The sequence below is a fragment of the Enterococcus sp. AZ011 genome, assembly GCF_050548355.1.
Taxonomy (GTDB): domain Bacteria; phylum Bacillota; class Bacilli; order Lactobacillales; family Enterococcaceae; genus Enterococcus; species Enterococcus faecalis.
In genome coordinates, this window is sequence record NZ_CP172959.1 from 964986 (window position 1) to 983065 (window position 18080).

General features: G+C 39.0%; 16 protein-coding genes and 1 other RNA gene. 15 read left to right on the top strand and 2 right to left on the bottom strand.

Annotated elements, in window-relative coordinates:
* Positions 1–77: 77 nt before the first annotated feature.
* Positions 78–2414: a PBP1A family penicillin-binding protein gene (locus IGL36_RS04740; protein WP_002360569.1), complete on the bottom strand. Its 2337-nt coding sequence runs from the start codon at positions 2412–2414 to the stop codon at positions 78–80.
* Between the two features lie 41 nt (positions 2415–2455).
* A complete protein-coding gene (gene recU, locus IGL36_RS04745) occupies positions 2456–3073 on the bottom strand; it encodes a Holliday junction resolvase RecU (protein ID WP_002388848.1) in 618 nt (205 codons plus the stop codon).
* 62 nt (positions 3074–3135) lie between these two features.
* On the opposite strand from recU, the gene IGL36_RS04750 reads away from it, so the two are divergent.
* From IGL36_RS04750 to IGL36_RS04820, 15 genes are all read left to right on the top strand, one after another.
* Positions 3136–3678 carry a DUF1273 domain-containing protein gene (locus IGL36_RS04750; protein WP_002363720.1) on the top strand — a complete coding sequence of 181 codons (543 nt, stop codon included), beginning with the start codon at positions 3136–3138 and terminating at the stop codon, positions 3676–3678.
* A gap of 93 nt (positions 3679–3771) precedes the next feature.
* Positions 3772–4182: a cell division regulator GpsB gene (gene gpsB, locus IGL36_RS04755; RefSeq protein WP_002357990.1), complete on the top strand. Its 411-nt coding sequence runs from the start codon at positions 3772–3774 to the stop codon at positions 4180–4182.
* A 107-nt stretch (positions 4183–4289) separates the two neighbouring features.
* Positions 4290–4658, top strand: an RNA gene (gene rnpB, locus IGL36_RS04760) — RNase P RNA component class B.
* A gap of 237 nt (positions 4659–4895) precedes the next feature.
* Positions 4896–6059: a THUMP domain-containing class I SAM-dependent RNA methyltransferase gene (locus tag IGL36_RS04765; protein ID WP_002357989.1), complete on the top strand. Its 1164-nt coding sequence runs from the start codon at positions 4896–4898 to the stop codon at positions 6057–6059.
* An 18-nt stretch (positions 6060–6077) separates the two neighbouring features.
* Positions 6078–7574 carry a carboxypeptidase M32 gene (locus IGL36_RS04770; RefSeq protein ID WP_002397801.1) on the top strand — a complete coding sequence of 499 codons (1497 nt, stop codon included), beginning with the start codon at positions 6078–6080 and terminating at the stop codon, positions 7572–7574.
* 32 nt (positions 7575–7606) lie between these two features.
* Positions 7607–8323 carry a DnaD domain protein gene (locus IGL36_RS04775; RefSeq protein ID WP_002357986.1) on the top strand — a complete coding sequence of 239 codons (717 nt, stop codon included), beginning with the start codon at positions 7607–7609 and terminating at the stop codon, positions 8321–8323.
* Positions 8324–8337: 14 nt separating this feature from the next.
* A complete protein-coding gene (nth, locus tag IGL36_RS04780; protein ID WP_002397803.1) occupies positions 8338–8985 on the top strand; it encodes an endonuclease III in 648 nt (215 codons plus the stop codon).
* A gap of 172 nt (positions 8986–9157) precedes the next feature.
* A complete protein-coding gene (locus IGL36_RS04785) occupies positions 9158–9922 on the top strand; it encodes a GntR family transcriptional regulator, LSA1692 subfamily (protein ID WP_002357984.1) in 765 nt (254 codons plus the stop codon).
* A complete protein-coding gene (locus tag IGL36_RS04790; RefSeq protein WP_002396912.1) occupies positions 9919–11217 on the top strand; it encodes a Sapep family Mn(2+)-dependent dipeptidase in 1299 nt (432 codons plus the stop codon). Before IGL36_RS04785 ends, IGL36_RS04790 begins: the two co-directional genes overlap by 4 nt.
* Before the next feature lie 169 nt (positions 11218–11386).
* A complete protein-coding gene (locus IGL36_RS04795; protein ID WP_002380170.1) occupies positions 11387–12340 on the top strand; it encodes a N(4)-(beta-N-acetylglucosaminyl)-L-asparaginase in 954 nt (317 codons plus the stop codon).
* A 19-nt stretch (positions 12341–12359) separates the two neighbouring features.
* Positions 12360–12689: a PTS sugar transporter subunit IIB gene (locus IGL36_RS04800; RefSeq protein ID WP_002397804.1), complete on the top strand. Its 330-nt coding sequence runs from the start codon at positions 12360–12362 to the stop codon at positions 12687–12689.
* 18 nt (positions 12690–12707) lie between these two features.
* Positions 12708–14063: a PTS cellobiose transporter subunit IIC gene (celB, locus tag IGL36_RS04805; RefSeq protein ID WP_002397805.1), complete on the top strand. Its 1356-nt coding sequence runs from the start codon at positions 12708–12710 to the stop codon at positions 14061–14063.
* 17 nt (positions 14064–14080) lie between these two features.
* The gene (locus tag IGL36_RS04810; RefSeq protein WP_002360563.1) at positions 14081–14599 is read left to right on the top strand and encodes a GrdB-related putative oxidoreductase; all 519 of its coding nucleotides are present in this window, start codon (positions 14081–14083) and stop codon (positions 14597–14599) included.
* A 36-nt stretch (positions 14600–14635) separates the two neighbouring features.
* Positions 14636–17098, top strand: coding sequence for a helicase C-terminal domain-containing protein (locus tag IGL36_RS04815; RefSeq protein ID WP_002397806.1), 2463 nt, complete (start codon positions 14636–14638; stop codon positions 17096–17098).
* Positions 17095–18060, top strand: a complete 966-nt coding sequence (locus tag IGL36_RS04820) for an asparaginase (RefSeq protein ID WP_002357976.1) — start codon at positions 17095–17097, stop codon at positions 18058–18060. Before IGL36_RS04815 ends, IGL36_RS04820 begins: the two co-directional genes overlap by 4 nt.
* Positions 18061–18080: the final 20 nt, after the last annotated feature.

Consider the following 18080-nt stretch of genomic DNA (forward strand, 5'->3'; position numbering starts at 1 on the left):
ATGGACGAAGTGATTCAGTTCACTTCGTCCATTTTTAATCTAAAAAAGTACGGGGCTCATCATGAGCCCCGTACTTTTTATGCTGCTTTATTTTCATCTGGTTTAGAACTACTTTCAGGTGGTTGCGGCGGTTCTTGTGAACTAGAACTTGATGGTTCAGGTGGTTGTTCCGATGTTGCCGGTTGCTCTGCTGAGGAAGAGCTTGCCGGTTGTTCGGTTGAGGGTGGCGCTTCAGAGGAAGAAGGCGCACTTTCTGAACTAGAACTTGATGAACTTTCCGCTTCTTTTGTGGAAGAGGATTCCACCGTACTGCTAGATTCTGGCTGTGGTGCTGAAGAGGTAGTACTTGGTAAAACTTGTACATTTGGTACCTCATAGGCATCTTTCACGTATAATTCATTACCTACCCGCACAACACTGTCTGGCTGCACCCAGTCATCGTTTGAAACATTTTGAGATAAGTAACTCATTATTTCACGATAAACATCCGAGGCAATTCCATAGTATTCTTGATAGATTGGTGTATTTCGATCATTGTATCCAGTCCAAACAGAAACGGCATAGTGTGTTGTATAACCAACAAAGGTACTATCCGGGGCAATTCCTTTTTCTGTTGTCCCCATTCGTGCTAAATCTTCATCAGTATAGTTAGAAGTCCCTGTTTTGGCCGCTTGGATTAAGCCTGGAATGGCGCCGTTAAATCCTGTCCCGCCGTTTAAAACATCTTTTAACATATCCGTCATCATATAGGCGGTAGAGTCTTTCATCGCACGTTTACCATCAGGTTGATAATCAACGCTAGTTCCATCATTGAAAACGACTTTGTTTACGTAATACGGTTTGTTGTATATCCCGTTATTGGCGAAAGCCGCATAAGCTGCTGCTAACTTCAATGAGGAAATTCCATATTTATCGCCATCTACATCGCTTGTGTTACTTGAAATGGCATTCGAGGCTTCTAAGTTTTTATAGTCAATTCCTAGTCCTTTAATGAAAGGCATGATGTTTTCTTTACCAACTTCATCAAACGTCTGGACCGCGGTCGTGTTACGAGAACCCATAATCGCACGGCGCATAGTAATGACGCCTTGATATGTTAAATCAGAGTTGAAGACATCAATGTCGGTACCAGGATATTTCGTTGGTTTATCCACCATGAGGCGACCTGTCGAATAATTTAAATTCTCAATTGCGGGACCATAATCCATGATTGGTTTCACGGTTGAACCAACATCACGTTGGGTGTTAACAGCTAAATTGTTTCCTAATTGCACATCATCAGGAATGTGACGACCACCAATCTGTGCTCGGACTTGTCCAGAGGCAACATCAATAACAGTTGAAGCCACTTGCATTTTATCATCTGGAAACGCAACGTATTGATCACTGTTGACAATATCGTAAAGTTGTTTTTGGGCATTCATATCTAAGTTTGTGTAGATATCTAGTCCGTCTGTGTAAACATTTTTACCAGTTTTTGCTTTCACTTCATTGATTACTTCTTTGACATAATTATCTACGACTTTTCGATTGTCATCACTGGCTTTTAATGGCACTAAGCCTTCATCGATTGGGGTAGCTTTAGCTTTTTCGTACTCTGCTTTCGAGATTTTTTTATTGTCGTACATTGTGTAGAGTACAACATCCCGGCGTTCTTTAGCAGTATCTGGCTTTGTATAGGGATCGTATGAGTTTGGCGCTTGTGGCATTCCTGCCAGTAGGGCCGTTTGTGGTAAATCAAGTTCAGATAAATGTTTACCATAATAATTTTCAGCCGCTGTTTCCATTCCATAAAAACCATTCGCCATGTAGACTTTGTTAATGTAGTAAGTTAAAATTTCTTCTTTTGATTTTTCACGTTCTAAACGAACAGCCATCCATGCTTCTTGTGCTTTCCGTTTCAAGGTTTGGTCAGATTCTTTTGTAGAGAAGTAGGACAATTTAATTAATTGTTGGGTTAAGGTACTTCCGCCTTGTAATCCACCATTTTTGACATTTGAAAGAGCAGAACCGATAATCCGAATCGGATCCACACCAATGTGTTTATAGAAACGACGGTCTTCGACAGAAACAATGGCATCTTTTAATAATTGAGGCACATCATTTGGTTGAATTAATTCACGCTTTTCTGCGCCTAAATCCTCAAAAATTTCATTATTAATATCGTAAAGCTTCGATGAAACTGTCGCATTCAGTTTGTCATCTTCTAATTTTGGGGCTTGTCGTGCATAGAACCAAAAAAGACCAACGCCTGCTAAAAAAGCGACCATCCCAGCGATAAGTAAGCCAAGAAAGATTTTTAAAACAAGCCGTTTTTTCTTTTTCGGCGGTTGTGTCTTTTTCTTGTAACTCGACTTCGATGAGGTGTTGGATGCATGTCTAGCAGCTCGCGAGCCTGAATTTGCGGTTGGCATAAATAGCAACTCCTTTGTTATACTTTCAAAACTTTATGAATCTAGTGTGTCTGAATATATTGTTCCACTGCGTCGAGATAAGGGATTCGCGGTGCGATTCCAAAAGATAATTCAATTCCTTCTTTCTCGATGAGTGCAAGCGGCATAGATTTTTTTCCAGTAACTGCTTGGTTTTTCCAATGCGTTATTAGATTTTCACCACTAAAAAAGAAGCAGCGTTTTAAGCTTGAAAACCATAATAGCACAAAACAAATCCCTTGTTGTGCTATACATTGTTCCATATGATCAATTTGATGTTGATGAAAATTTTTAAAGGGAAAGGACGTGGTATTTTTCGTTTCTTTCGCTTCAAAATCTATGTAACGGCCTTGATATACACCGTTATAATCAGTCGTTGAAGCTTGTCTAAAGTAGGCCTCCTTAATAACAGCCGCACTTCGTTTGGGATAATCTACTTTAACAATTTGAACAGGAGTGGGTTTCTTATGAACGACTGCTTGCTTATTCAATAGATAATATTGATTGCTTTGATTGATCGCTTCTTCGAAATCCATCCCGCGATTACCAAATTCAACGGGGCGTTTCTTTTTTACTTGTTTTTTTGGTGATTGTGCTTCATGATGATTATAAGGTATTCCGTTAGGATAATGGAACGTCACGTTTATCACACTCCTAGCCTGTATTATACCAAAAAAAAGACCTGAAAGAAAAGGGATGACTTATGGAAATGATAAAAACCCTCTATGTCACCGGTTATCGCAGCTTTGAATTGGGGATATTTCAAGGAAAAGACCCGAAAATCACAGTTATTAAAAATGTCTTAAAAAAAGAGTTAGCCAGTTATATTGAAGCGGGAGTAGAATGGATTTTGATTTCTGGCAATTTAGGTGTTGAACTTTGGACAGCTGAAGTAGTTGGGGAATTAAAAATGGAATATCCAGAAGTTCAGCTAGGTTTGCTTTATCCATTTAAAGACTTTGGCAATAATTGGAATGAACAAAATCGAGAACTGTTAACGAAAGCGGAAAGTTTGGCTGATTATATCAACTCAGTAAGTCACCAGCCCTATCAATCGCCAGCACAATTAAAAATGCATACAAAATTTCTTTTGGAACATTCTGGGGGCAGCTTACTTATTTATGACAAAGAGTACCCTGGCAAAACGGAGTATTTTTTAAAGGACGCACAACATTTTTCGGAACGAGAACCCTATGATATTCGCTTAATTACAATGGATGATTTACAAAACTCGGTGATTGATTAGAGAATCTGTTTGATTTTCTAGCTATTTTTCGTTACAATAGTATTTGTGGAACTATGAAATTTTCTATCGTAAATAAACAAATGAGGTGTAAACATGGCAAATTTAGTATATAGTCCTAAAGACATTTTACAAAAAGAATTTAAAACGAAAATGATGAACGGGTATGACCCAATTGAAGTAGACGAATTTTTAGACAATGTCATTAAAGACTACGAAGCTTATAATAAAGAATTATTAAGCTTGCAAGAAGAAAACAGCCGCTTAATGGCAAAATTAGACCAATTATCAAAAGCCCAACCAACGCCTCGTGTTGCTCAAGAAGTACCAAAAAGTGCAGCAGTGACCAACTTTGATATTTTAAAACGTTTATCAAACTTAGAGCGTGAAGTTTTTGGTAAAAAGTTAGATGAAACACCTTCAACACCTGTAACGCCTTCTGCACCGTCAATGACTGCAGAACCAGCGAACCATGATGTTGATAATGCACAAACACGTCAATTTTAACAAGACAATTTAAGTCAAGTTTTCACGAGGAACAAAAAGCATTTGTTAGAATAGCGGACACTTGTTTTAGTGTATAAATTTTTGCTGTTCGTTTAAACAGATTTGTAATTTTCGGGTGATCGCGGTTTGCTTTTGCAAGCTGAGGAAAGTCCATGCTCGCACAAGCTGAGATGCTTGTAGTGTTCGTGCTTAGCGAAATCATAAGCTAAGGTACTCTTTTAGAGTAACGGCAGGAAAAATGACTAAGGTTTCGACTATGTCAAAGTATCCTTGAAAGTGCCACAGTGACGAAGCGATGTGGGAAACTCCATCGGTGGAACGCGGTAAACCCCTCGAGCGAGCAACCCAAACAATGGTAGGGGCGCTCTTCTAAAGGAAATGAACGAGTAGAAGAGGCAGAGTTTACTCTGCAGATAGATGATGACCGTCACCAATTTTTCCTGAAGAATTGGTGATACAGAACATGGCTTATAGAAAATTACAAGTAATTCAGGAAGACCTTCCAACGTAGTTGTGAAGGCTTTTTTTACGAAAAGAATAAAAAAATGTTAAAATAAAGAAACTGAGATAAAAGTAGTAAGCTGTCTGTTCTAAAGAGGCCGGAACAGGACCGTTTAGTTCAGAGAAAGCAGACAATTACAAAAAACAAGCGGAGCAGTAGTCGGCAGGACTGTTAGCTCCAGACAATAAAAAAGAGTCAAGAAGGAGTTTTTATGACGAAAGAAAAAACATTCAAACTTGTTGCAACGGCTGCTAGTGGCTTAGAAGCATTAGTTGGAAAAGAATTGCGTGATTTAGGGATTCCCTGTGAAGTAGAAAATGGTCGGGCCGTCTTTGAAGGCACAGTTGAAACAATTGCTACTGCCAATTTATGGCTACGAACAGCAGATCGGATTAAAATCGTCGTTGGCGAATTTAACGCCTATAGTTTTGATGAATTATTTGAAAAAGTTAAAGCACTTCCTTGGGAAGATTATTTGCCTTTAGATGCAGAATTTCCAGTTGCAGGTAAATCAATTAAGTCAAAATTGTATAGTGTTCCTGATTGCCAAGCCATCACCAAAAAAGCCATTGTTAACCGTTTAAGAGAAGTTTACCATCGTCCAGCGACGGTGCCTTTAACCGAAACAGGAGCTTTGTTTAAATTAGAAGTGGCTCTTCTAAAAGATAAAGTGACGTTGACGTTGGACACGACTGGACCAAGTTTATTTAAACGAGGCTATCGCATTGAAAAGGGGGGCGCACCTCTTAAGGAAAACATGGCAGCTGCTTTAGTGATGTTGACCAATTGGCGCAAAGATCGTCCTTTTTATGATCCAGTTTGTGGTTCTGGAACAATTTGTATTGAAGCAGCATTAATTGGCCATAACATTGCCCCTGGCTTTAATCGTAGTTTCACTTGTGAAACATGGGATTGGGTTGATCCAGCAATTTTTGAAAAAGTACGTAACGAAGCCGAGGCAAAGGCAGACTACGATGTTGAATTAGATATCTGTGGTTCAGATGTTGATGGGCGAATGATTGAAGTCGCACGAGCGAATGCTGAGGAAGTTGGTTTAGGTGATTCAATTACCTTTAAACAATTGGCCTTAAAAGATTTTACAACCGAGAAGGAATATGGTGTAATGGTAGCTAACCCGCCTTATGGTGAGCGTTTAGGAGAAGAGGAAAGTGTTCGCCGTTTGTATAAAGAAATGGGCCATGTTTTCCGTCCGTTAACTACTTGGAGCAAGTATATACTGACGAGTGATCTTGCTTTTGAAGAATATTATGGTGCCAAAGCTACTAAAAAACGGAAGCTTTACAACGGAGCCTTACGAACAGATTTATTCCAATACTGGGGAACACGTCCACCAAGAAAACCACGGGAAGACTAAGAAAGCTGGTGTAAAAAAATGAAGGAAGCTGTATTTTTACAAGAAGTGAAAGAAATTCAATTACTAAAAAATGCCTTGACATTATTAGACTGGGATTCATCAACTGGGATGCCAGAAAAAAGTAGTCCTTTTCGAGGAGAAGTAGAAGGGTATTTAACCGGATTATATTTTGAACGAAGTATTGGCCCAGTTATTCAAGAAGCATTGGCCTATTTTGAGACACGCCCTGAAGAATTATCTGAATTAGGGAAACTGGTTTTTGAAAAAGTAAAAGAAGAATATGCTTTGAATAAAAATGTTCCAGCTGAACGTATGCAAGAATATGTTAAAGTATTAAACCAAGCACATACAGATTGGCTAAAAGCACGCGCTGCACAAGATTTCGGCTTGTTAGAAGAAACCTTAACGAAGGTCGTTGCGTTCCAAAAAGAGTTCATTCCTTATTGGCAAAAAGAAGAAAAAACACCGTACGATGTGTTATTAAATCAATTTGAACCAGGGATGACGGTTGAGAAGCTAGACCAAGTATTCGACCAAGTAAAACAAGGGATTCAAGAGATTCGGACCGTTTTAGCAGAAAAAGGTATGCCGCCTAGAACTGACTTTTTATCTAGAAAAATGACCAAAGAACAACAACGCCGTTTTGTGATTGGTGTGGTTGAACAATTAGGCTATGATTTTTCAAAAGGCCGATTAGATGATACAGTTCATCCATTTATGACAGCTCTAAATCGAAATGATGCGCGGATTACTACGCGCTGGGAAGAAAATAATTTCTCAATGGCAACATTTGGTGTGATTCATGAAGCGGGTCATGGGATGTATGAACAAAATTTTGATCCTAAATTTGACTTTACGCCACTAAGCGAAGGCGCCTCTATGGGGATTCACGAATCACAATCGCTCTTTAATGAAATTATCATTGGTAGCAACCGAGCTTTTTGGCAAAAACAATACCCGTTTTTCCAAGAATGCGCAGAGGGCACTTTTGATGATATTACTTTTGAAGATTTCTATGCTTCTTTAAAAGAAACGAAAGCAAGTTTGATTCGGATTGATTCCGATAGTCTCACCTATCCTTTGCATATCATTATTCGTTATGAAATTGAGAAAATGTTGTTTAATGGTTCTTTGGAAGTCGCTGATTTGCCAAAAGTGTGGAACGAAAAATACCAAGAGTACTTAGGCGTATCACCTGAAAATGATTTAGAAGGTGTCCTTCAAGATGTTCATTGGTCTGGCGGTAGCTTTGGTTATTTCCCATCTTATGCCTTGGGTTATATGTACGCTGCGCAACTATTTCACGCAATGAAACAAGAATTATCTGTTGATGAAATTTTAGCTTCGGAGGATTATTCTGATATCCGTAAATGGTTAACACAACATATTCATCAGTACGGCGCTTCACGTAAACCAAATCAATTAATTTATGATGCAACGGGAGAAGAATTGAATCCTAGTTATTTAATTGATTATATGAAAGCTATTTATTTTGATGTTTATCAAGTGCAATAAGTGAAACAAGCAAGGGGAAGTGGACAACAACAATGTTATCAATTCGTGAATATTTAGAAGCTGGTGAAACAACAATCTCAAACTTACTATTTGATCATTACCAAAAAATTGGTTTGAAAGATGATGAATTTCTCTTTTTACTGCAACTTTTTCGTTCGCAAAATGCAGGCGATTTATTTCCAGACTTAATGGCGATTGCAGAGACGATGGGCAAAACGCCAGATACGATTTATAAGTTATTAAATCAATTGGTTTCTCGCGGATTTATTCGAATTGAAACACAACAAAACCAAAAAGGTCAAATGATGGATACGTATGATTTACTGCCTGTTTTTCAAAAGATTCAATTATTTTTACAAACGAGCAAAGAAAAACAAGTTGTCGCAAACCACGAAGATGAAATTAAACAGCTTTACCAAGGCTTTGAAAAAGAATTCGGACGTCCACTTTCACCCATTGAATTAGAAATGATTGGTCAGTGGTTGAACACGGACCATTATTCCCCTGAGTTAATCCGGTTAGCGTTGCGAGAAGCCGTTTTAAATCAGGCGTATAGTTTGAAATATATTGATCGTATTTTACTTGCGTGGGAGCGTAAAAATATTACCACCAAAGAACAAGTGGCTGCTGATCAGAAAAAACGAAAAGATTCTATGATTCAAAATGAGATTGAACAACAAGGTCAGACACAAGAATCGTTACCAAAGGTTACATTACACAACTGGTTAAACCCAGAAGACAGTGAATAAAAAGGAGGTGGGCCATGCTATCAAAAGAGAAAACGATGGAAGCTATTGAAATTATGTATGAGATGTTTCCAAATGCAGAATGTGAATTAAAACATAAGAATCCTTTTGAATTATTAATTGCTGTGATTTTAAGTGCGCAAGCAACCGATGTATCGGTAAATAAAGCGACTCCTGGTTTATTCGCAGCTTTTCCAACACCAGAAGCTTTAGCAGCTGCGCCGGTGGAGGAGATTATTGCTAAAATAAAAACCATTGGTTTATATCGCAATAAAGCAAAAAATATTAAAGCGTGCGCACAACAACTTTTAGAACGTTTCAATGGAGAAGTTCCGCAAACTAGAGATGAACTGGTCAGTTTACCTGGCGTGGGGAGAAAAACAGCCAATGTAGTAATGGGAGATGCTTTCGGCGAACCGGCTTTTGCAGTAGATACACATGTGGAACGAGTGTCCAAGCGCCTTAGAATTTGTAAGCTAAATGCGAATGTTACTGAAGTTGAGCAAACCTTAATGCGTAAAGTTCCGAAAGAACTCTGGGTGAAAACGCACCATACCATGATTTTATTTGGGCGTTATCACTGCCTAGCAAGAGCGCCTAAATGTGAAGCCTGTCCGCTACTCTATATGTGTCAAGAAGGCAAAGAACGGATGAAAGGGAAATAACATATTTTTTCCTAAAAAAGCGAGCCACAAGTCCAACCGACTTGTGGCTCGCTTTCTTTTTTGATTTTTAAGAAACGCAACAAATGATTGCGGTTTCTTAAAAATTGATTTAGTATAGACAGTGTGGTATATACTAGAAAATTTATTTTTTTGAAGAAAGATAGGCGATGAAATGACAGAAAATGCACCCAAATTTAAGCAAATTTCTGCAGAAATTGAAAAGAAGATTAGAGACGGTCTGTATGTAAGTGCACAAAAATTACCTTCAGAATATGATTTAGCTAAAGAATATAACTGCAGTCGCTTGACCATCCGTAAAGCGATTGATGATTTGATCCGCAAAAATATTTTGGTAAAACGACATGGTAAAGGTAGTTATGTGATGTCGCAAGCGAAAATTCAAAGTGGTCGCGCTGGCTTACAAGGTTTTACTGAGGCAGCCAAAGCTTACGGGAAAAAAAGCCAGACAGAAGTCATTTCCTTTGAAGAAGTAGTACATCCCGCTGAGAAAATTCGGGAGGCGCTCCAAGTAGGCAAAAATGAGGCAATTTATGAACTGATTCGCCGCCGAATGTTAGACGGCGAGCCAATGACAGTTGAAAAAATTTATTTGCCACAGGCATACGTACAAGGCCATACGAAGCAAGACTTCGAGGGCTCTCTTTTCTGCTTAATCGAGAAGAACGTCGAGATTGCTTATTCGCATCAAGAAATTGAAGCAATCTTAGTTGAAGCGGAAATTTCCGAATTATTGAATGTTCCTGTGGGCCAGCCACTTTTACAAGTCCACTCTATCACCTATGCGCTTGATGCAACCCCTATTTTATATGATGTCTCTTTATATCGAGCAGATCGGTACACGTTTAAAAACACACTGACCCGCTATAGCCCGTCTGAAAACAACCAAGTGGAGCTAGGAGGTTCTTGGAACGAATGAAGATAAAAGAAGAAATAGCCGCTCAAAAAGATTTATTTTATGAAGACTTAAACAAAATTATGGCGATTCGAAGTGTGAAAGGGTCGCCTAAAAAAGAGGCACCTTTTGGCGAAGGACCGAAAAGAGCCTTGGAAGAAACGCTGAAACTGGCAGAGCGTTATGGTTTTCAAACTGGGATTGTCAATGACGCAGTTGGCTATGCGCAATGGGGAACAGCGGAAGAATATCTGGGAATTATTGGTCATTTAGATGTAGTACCAGAAGGTTCTGGTTGGTCAGTGCCGCCCTTTCAATTAACGAAAAAAAATCAACGTTTGTATGGTAGAGGAATTCTAGATAATAAAGGTCCTATCTTGGCTTGCCTGTATGGAATGAAATTACTGAAAGAACTTGGTTACCAACCAAAGAAAACCATTCGCTTAATGTTTGGCACGGATGAAGAAAGTGGGAGTGGAGATATCCCCTTATATTTAGAGAAGGAAAACGCACCCGTTTTTGGATTTACTCCAGATTGTAAATATCCAGTAGTTTATGGGGAGCGAGGGATTGTTAATTATGAAATCACAACGACCATCCCAGATGATTCAAGTGAACAAATTGGTCAGATTATGGGTGATCAAGCAAAAGACCACGTACCTGATCAATTAAGTGTGGTGATTGCGGGAAAAACAACAGCAATCACGGGAAAACGCGCCCCTTCCAATGCGCCAGAACTAGGCAAGAACGCGATTACTTTATTGGCACAGAAAATTAGCGAGGAACAGTTAGTCAAAGGAAATTTATTACAGTATTTCGACTGGTTAACCGCTAGTTTTCACGAAAAGCACTATGGCGAAGGAGTAGCTCTAGACTTTAAGGATCAGGATAGTGGGCAATTGATTTTAACGCCCTATGCGTTGGAAAAACGAGGACAGCAATTGGTGTTATCATTGGCCGTGCGTTATCCTGTTTCTATTACAGAAAACGAAGTAACCACGCAGCTAACGAAGGCACTATTTCCAGAAAGTGAAGTGACCGTCATCCGCCGCCTCCCTAGTACGCTGTTTCCAAAAGATGAGCGCAATGTTCAAAAATTAACCAAGGTTTATGAACAAATTACTGGCTTAGATGGGACGCCAGTCACAACTACAGGTGCTACGTATGCTCGTTTTATGCCGAATATCGTTGCTTTTGGTCCATCATTTCCTGGTCAAAAAGGCATTGCGCATAACCAAGATGAATATATGGATGAAAAAGATTTACTGCTTAATCTGGAAATCTATATGCAAGCGATGATTGCATTAACAGAAGCGTAAAACCAATAGAAGATACACGTATGAGAAGAAGCCAATGTGTTTCGTAGAGGTCGCATACGTGTATCTTCTATTTTTCTGTATAAAATTTCATTTTCAGTATATACAAAACAGTATATACTAGTTTATAATGGTGGAGAAATGTAAGCGTTAACGAAAGGGCGGATGGAAAATGACTTGGGGTGCAATTGCGACATGGCGGATGGCACATGATGGGTTACTAAAAGCTACAGAAGAATTACAACAAGGAGGTGCTGCAGGCACGGCCGTGGAACAATTAATTAAAGAAGTAGAAGACTATCCTTTTTATAAGTCAGTGGGCTACGGCGGTTTACCTAATGAGGAAGGAATTTTAGAAATGGATGCTGCCTATATGGATGGAGACACATTTGCAATTGGTGCTGTGGCAGGAATTACAGATGTTAAAAATCCGATTTCAGTGGCTAAAGCATTAAGTAAAGAGAAGTTTAATAGTTTTCGTGTTGGCGCAGGTGCAACGAAATATTCAATGTTGCACGGTTTTGAAAGAAAGAATATGTTGACAGAACGCGCTAATCAATGGTGGCAAAAGCGTTTAAAAGAAATTCAGGAAAATCAGTTGAACCCCTATGATGGGCATGATACTGTCGGCGCTATTACGTTAGACCAAACAGGATCAATGGCAGCTGGCACTTCCAGTTCGGGACTCTTCATGAAAAAAGCAGGACGTGTTGGTGATTCACCACTGTCAGGTTCTGGTTTTTATGTTGATAGCGAAATTGGTGGTGCTGCGGCTACAGGATTAGGTGAAGATTTAATGAAAGGCTGTCTTTCTTATGAAATCGTCCGTTTAATGGGGGAAGGGTGCTCGCCACAACAAGCATGTGATCAAGCCGTCTATGCTTTTCATGAAAAATTGACCCAACGTTATGGGAAAGCAGGAGCTTTTTCACTGGTGGCCATGAACAAACAGGGAGACTGGGGCGTAGCTACGAATGTGGAATTTACTTTTACGGTTGGTACTGATATGCAGCAACCAGAAATCTATATTGCAAATCCAGGCAAGAATCATACCACAGAGATTCAGCCGATTTCACAAGAATGGTTAGCGGCCTATGAAAAAAGAATCAAAGCACCAATTGAATAAATGAGGAGAGTGAAGGAACATGAGTAAAAAACAAATTTATCTTTTTTGTGATGCAGGGATGTCTACAAGTATTATGGTGAATAAAATGATGGAAGTGGTGAAAAAACATCAAATGCCTTTAATGATTACTGCTTTTCCTATTGCAAGAGCACAAGAAGTGGTTGAAGCAGAGAAGCCTGTTGCTATTTTATTAGGACCACAAGTCCGTTTTTTATTAGAAAAAACAAAAGAACAATTTGCTCCTCAAGGGATTCCTGTCGCTGCAATTGCGCCAGAAATTTATGGCATGATGGATGGCGAAAAAGCATTGAAAGAAGCGCTGCGGTTAATTAAGCAAAATAAAAAATAATAGATAGGAGTGACGACCGTGCAAAAATTTTTGGATTGGTTAGAGCGCGTATTGACCCCTTTGGCAAAAGTGATAGGAGAAAATAAGTATTTAGTAGCGATTCGTGATGGCTTCCTTTTATCAACGCCCTTGTTGATTGTTGGTTCGGTCTTCTTATTAATTGCTAATTTCCCTTTGCCACAATGGGATACTTGGATGTCTCATTTGCTTGGTAAAGAATGGGCGACAATGATGTCTGTTCCAGCTAGTGCTAGTTTTGATGTAATGACCATTCTGGCCGTTGTCGGTATTGCCTATAGTTTAGGGAAACAATTCAATGTGGATGCAATGCAAGCAGGAATTATCGCATTGGTTTCATTTTTTATTGTAACGCCTTATCAAACATTATTTACACCGGAAAATAGTTCAAAGGTTTATGAAGTTACTAGTTTACCTTTAAAATGGATGGGTTCCAGTGGCTTGTTTTTAGGAATGATTGTCGCATTAATTGCGACTCGTTTATTTGTGGCCATTGTTCGTAAAGGGTGGACAATAAAAATGCCAGAAGGAGTGCCACCAACAGTGGTTAAGTCTTTTGAGGCCCTGATTCCGAGTTTTTTAGTTGTTACTCTCATGTTTTTAGTTAATTGGCTGGCTGCTTTAACTCCTTATGGTAATTTACAAGATGTTATTTTTGAATTTCTACAAACGCCCTTATTGAGTCTTGGTAATACCTTAGGTGCAATGAGCATTGCTTATTTATTTTTACACTTCTTTTGGTTCTTTGGCATTAACGGAGGTAGTGTGGTTGGCGCAGTCTTTAATCCTGTTTTGCGGGCATTGTCTGTTGAAAATTTACAAGCATTTAAAGACGGCCATGAAATTCCCAACATCATCACTGGACAATTTCAAGACATGTTTGCAACATTTGGTGGCGCCGGTTCCACACTCTCATTAATCATTGTGATGGTCTTATTCTGTAAAAGTCAACGAATTAAAAAGCTTTCGCAACTTTCACTAATTCCTGGTGTTTTTGGGATTAACGAACCAATCATTTTTGGGTTACCAATTGTTTTAAATCCAATCCTTTTAATTCCATTTGTTTTAGTACCCGCAATTAATATTATTATTGCCTATTTTGCTATGGATTGGGGCTTAGTTCCATTGACGAATGGTATTCAATTGCCGTGGACGACCCCACCAATTATCTCAGGATTTTTAGTCAGCGGTTGGCAAGGATCAATTCTGCAAGCTCTCTTATTGGTACTAGGAATGTTCATTTACTATCCTTTTATTCGAGTTATGGATGACCAATATTTACGTGAAGAATGGAAAGCACAAGAAGAAGAGAGTGAAGAAATTGATTTTGATTCCTTTGACTTCGATGATTTATAAATAAGGAGGAAATAGGCATGAAAAAAATCCTTTTAGTCTTAAACCACAGTTTAGCAGGATTTGGCAGTGATGAACAAGCTCAGCTGAAACCAAGTGGTAAAAAAGCTCCCTTAGGCCCAGGGGTAACATTGCTACCATTTTTACAGAAGCAAGGAGCGGAAATTGTTGCGACACTTTATTGTGGAGACCAATATTATTTGGAAAACGAGGAAGAGGTAGCAAAGAAATTTATTGGCTTTGCAAAAAAGTTTCATGCCGATGCGGTTCTTTGCGGACCTGCCATGCATTATCCTAATTTTGGAGAAATGGCCGCTCATCTAGCTTGTAAGTTTAATGCTGCGGGCATTCCTGCAATTGCAGCAATGGCAGAAGAAAATCCAGCAGTTAGTCACTATTATCAGCAAGTACCGATTGTGAAGATGCCCAAAAAGGGCGGCATTGGTTTAAATAATTCGTTTAAACAAATGGCGCAATTGGTCGTGGCAAAAGCAAATGGAAAAGAAACCAAACAGTTAGAAGAAACAAGTTGTTTTTAATTGTTGATAATCTAAAGAGAAATCCAGAATGAACGCATGATTGTGTTCGTTTTGGATTTTTTGCTTTTGTTTAGCGAATGTATGTTCTATAATAGGGAGGCAGATAGGTGGGATTACGTGAAATCAACGAGAAAAATTGCGGTTCGTCAAGTGGTCGAATTTATTTTAAGGCGGGGAAGTATTGATTCTCGCCATGTAAGTGAACATACACCACAAGAAGGTAGTCGCCTTCATCGAATGCTGCAAAAGGAAGCGGGGAGCCTTTATCAAAAGGAAGTATCTTTAAAAATTGAGGTGCCTTTAAATGGACATAATTATTGTGTAGAAGGTCGTGCAGACGGCATTTTTGTGAAAGAAACTGGGCAAGTGGTCATTGATGAAATTAAAACATCCGAGCCAGCGTTTGAAGAATTGCCGCCAGAAAAGGTCGAATTGTTTTGGTATCAAGCGATGTGTTATGGTCACATGTATTGCCAACAAGAACAACTTTCTGAAATAACGCTGCAACTCACTTATTATCAGACCACCACAAAACAAATCACACGACAAGAACGCCATTTTACAGAAGCTGCATTAGCGGAGTTTTTTACTGATTTGATGAAGCGCTATGAACAGTGGGTAATTTTTAAAGAAGAGTGGCGTATTTTGAGAAATAAATCATTAAAAAATCTTAGTTTTCCTTACGGGGAGTATCGCAAAGGGCAACGAGAATTGGCGGTAGCCGTCTATAAAACAATTCTTAGTAAACAGCGGCTCTTCGTGGAAGCACCAACTGGAACAGGCAAGACAATGTCCACTCTTTTTCCAGCGATGAAAGCAATTGGTGAAGAAGAAGGTGAACGGATTTTTTATTTAACAGCTAAGACAATTACGCGTCAAGTGGCTGAAGATGCCGTCAAAGCGCTGTCCGAAAAACAAGCGCAAACTAAGAGTATTACGTTAACAGCAAAAGATAAAATTTGTTTTTTAACTGAACGAAATTGTACACCAGAACATTGCCCGTTTGCTGACGGCTATTATGATCGTTTAAATGAGGGACTGTGGGATTTATTGCAACATGAAAATCATTTAACGAGAGAGGTTATTGAACGGTATGCACAAAAGCACCATTTGTGTCCATTCGAGTTGTCGCTAGATGCAAGTCTTTGGTGTGATTTAATTATTGGCGATTACAATTATCTATTTGATCCAACGGTTTATTTACGGCGCTTCTTTGAAGAACCCCAAAGTGCAGAAGAGAATATTTTTTTAGTTGATGAAACCCATAATTTGGTTAATCGTTCACGGGAGATGTATTCGGCCGCTATTTCTAGGAATGCGGTTTCGCAAATTCAAAAAAGATTGCAAAAAGAATCTGTTCAATTAAAAAGAGCTTGTCAAAAAGTCTTAACTACGTTTGATGATATTGAAGCAATCTGTGAAGAAAAAGACACGGATTTTTTTGCCCAACGTGCGCCAATTGATTCATTAGTTAAACAGATACATCGATTAACAGAAGTAATTGCAGAATGGTTGCCAGAAAATCAACACATTGAGGAATTGGCGTCGATTCTCAGTTTTTATTTTGATTGTTTAAGTTATCTTCGAATCAGCGAGTATTACGACAACGGCTTTTATACGTCTATTTCTTTGCGAAACTATGACTGTGTTGTGAAACAATTTTGTGTCGATCCGGCTTATTTATTGTCACAACGATTAGATAAAGGGAAAGCGAGTATCTTATTTTCGGCAAGTTTAACACCTCTGAATTATTATCAAGAAGTGCTTGGTGGAGGTGAAGAAAGCCTACGTTATCGGATTCCGTATCCTTTTCCAGAAGAAAATCAATTGTTGATGATTGGTAGTCATCTTCAAACAACCTATAAAAACCGTGAAAAAAGTTATCCACAGATTAGTGAACTTTTAGGGAAGTTAAGTGAAACAAAAACAGGTAATTATTTAATTTTCTTTCCTTCCTACGCCTATATGGATGATGTCTATCAAGTATTTAGCCAACGTTACCCGCAAGTAAAAACTCAAATTCAGGGAACGGACTTAAACGAAAAAGAGCGAGAAGCATTTTTAGCTGAATTTAAAGAGAATCCTCAAGAAACTTTCATCGGTTTTTGTGTTTTAGGTGGTATATTTTCAGAAGGAATTGACTTGAAAGGTACCCGATTGATTGGTACGATAATTGTTAGTGTCGGGCTACCACAAATGAATCCGGAGCAAGAACTGATTCGCACTTTTTATCAAGAAGAGCGAGGGCAAGGGTTTCAATTTGCGTATCAAATTCCAGGTATGAATAAAGTCTTGCAAGCGGCTGGACGTGTCATTCGAGATGCGCAAGATAAAGGCTTTGTGTTGTTATTAGACGAACGATTTGAATTACCAAGTGTCCAGCGTTTCTTTCCGCCGCATTGGTTGGCGCATCGAAAGGCAAACACCAATGAACAACTCATTCAACAAGTGAAACAATTTTGGTTAAAAAATAAAGAAAACAAAGGAGGAAACAAATGAAGACCATTTTAGTCCTTCATACAGGTGGGACCATTTCCATGTCGAAAGTAGCAGGAGGAAGTGTTGCCCCGAATGAAAAAAATCCGTTGATGGAACAAGAAGCATTATTTTCTGGCAAGGTTCATTTAGTTGTCGAAGATATTTTTAATATTCCCTCACCACACATGACCTTAGAACGGATGTTTCAATTAAAAGAACGGATTCAAAAAGCTTATTCTGAACCAATTGATGGCGTGGTTATTACGCATGGAACAGATACATTAGAAGAAACAGCTTATTTTTTAGATATAACCTTAGAGAAAAAAATCCCCATTGTTTTAACAGGAGCAATGCGGTCAAGTAACGAAATCGGTAGTGATGGCTTGTATAATTTCATCAGTGCTATTTGGACTGCTTGTTCAGACGAATCGTACGATAAAGGTGTTTTAGTCGTGATGAATGATGAAATTCATACGGCGCGTTATGTGACAAAAACACATACAACGAACGTAGCAACGTTTCGGACGCCAACTTTTGGACCAATTGGAACCATTGCGAAAGAACGTGCTTTTTTTGCGAAAGAGGTCTTACCGCAAGAAGTCTGCGATGTTTCTTCTGTGAAAGGAAATGTCCACGTAGTGAAGGCCTATGCGGGGATGGGTGAACGGATGTTTGAATTATTAAACACCCCAGAAACGGATGGGTTAGTAATTGAAGCGCTAGGCGCGGGTAATTTACCGCCAGAAACGCTCCCAGCATTACAAAAAATGCTAGACAACGGGATTCCAGTCGTTTTAGTTTCTCGTTGTTCCAATGGCATTGCTGAAGATATCTATGATTATGCTGGTGGTGGCGTTGGCTTGAAAAAAATGGGGGTCGTTTTTGCCCGTGGTTTAAACGGACCGAAAGCGCGGATTCGTTTAATTGTTGGTTTAAACAGCGAAAAAAATCCTGCAGAGTTAAAAGAATTTTTGGAACAGTAACTAATTTTAAGGAGAAAATA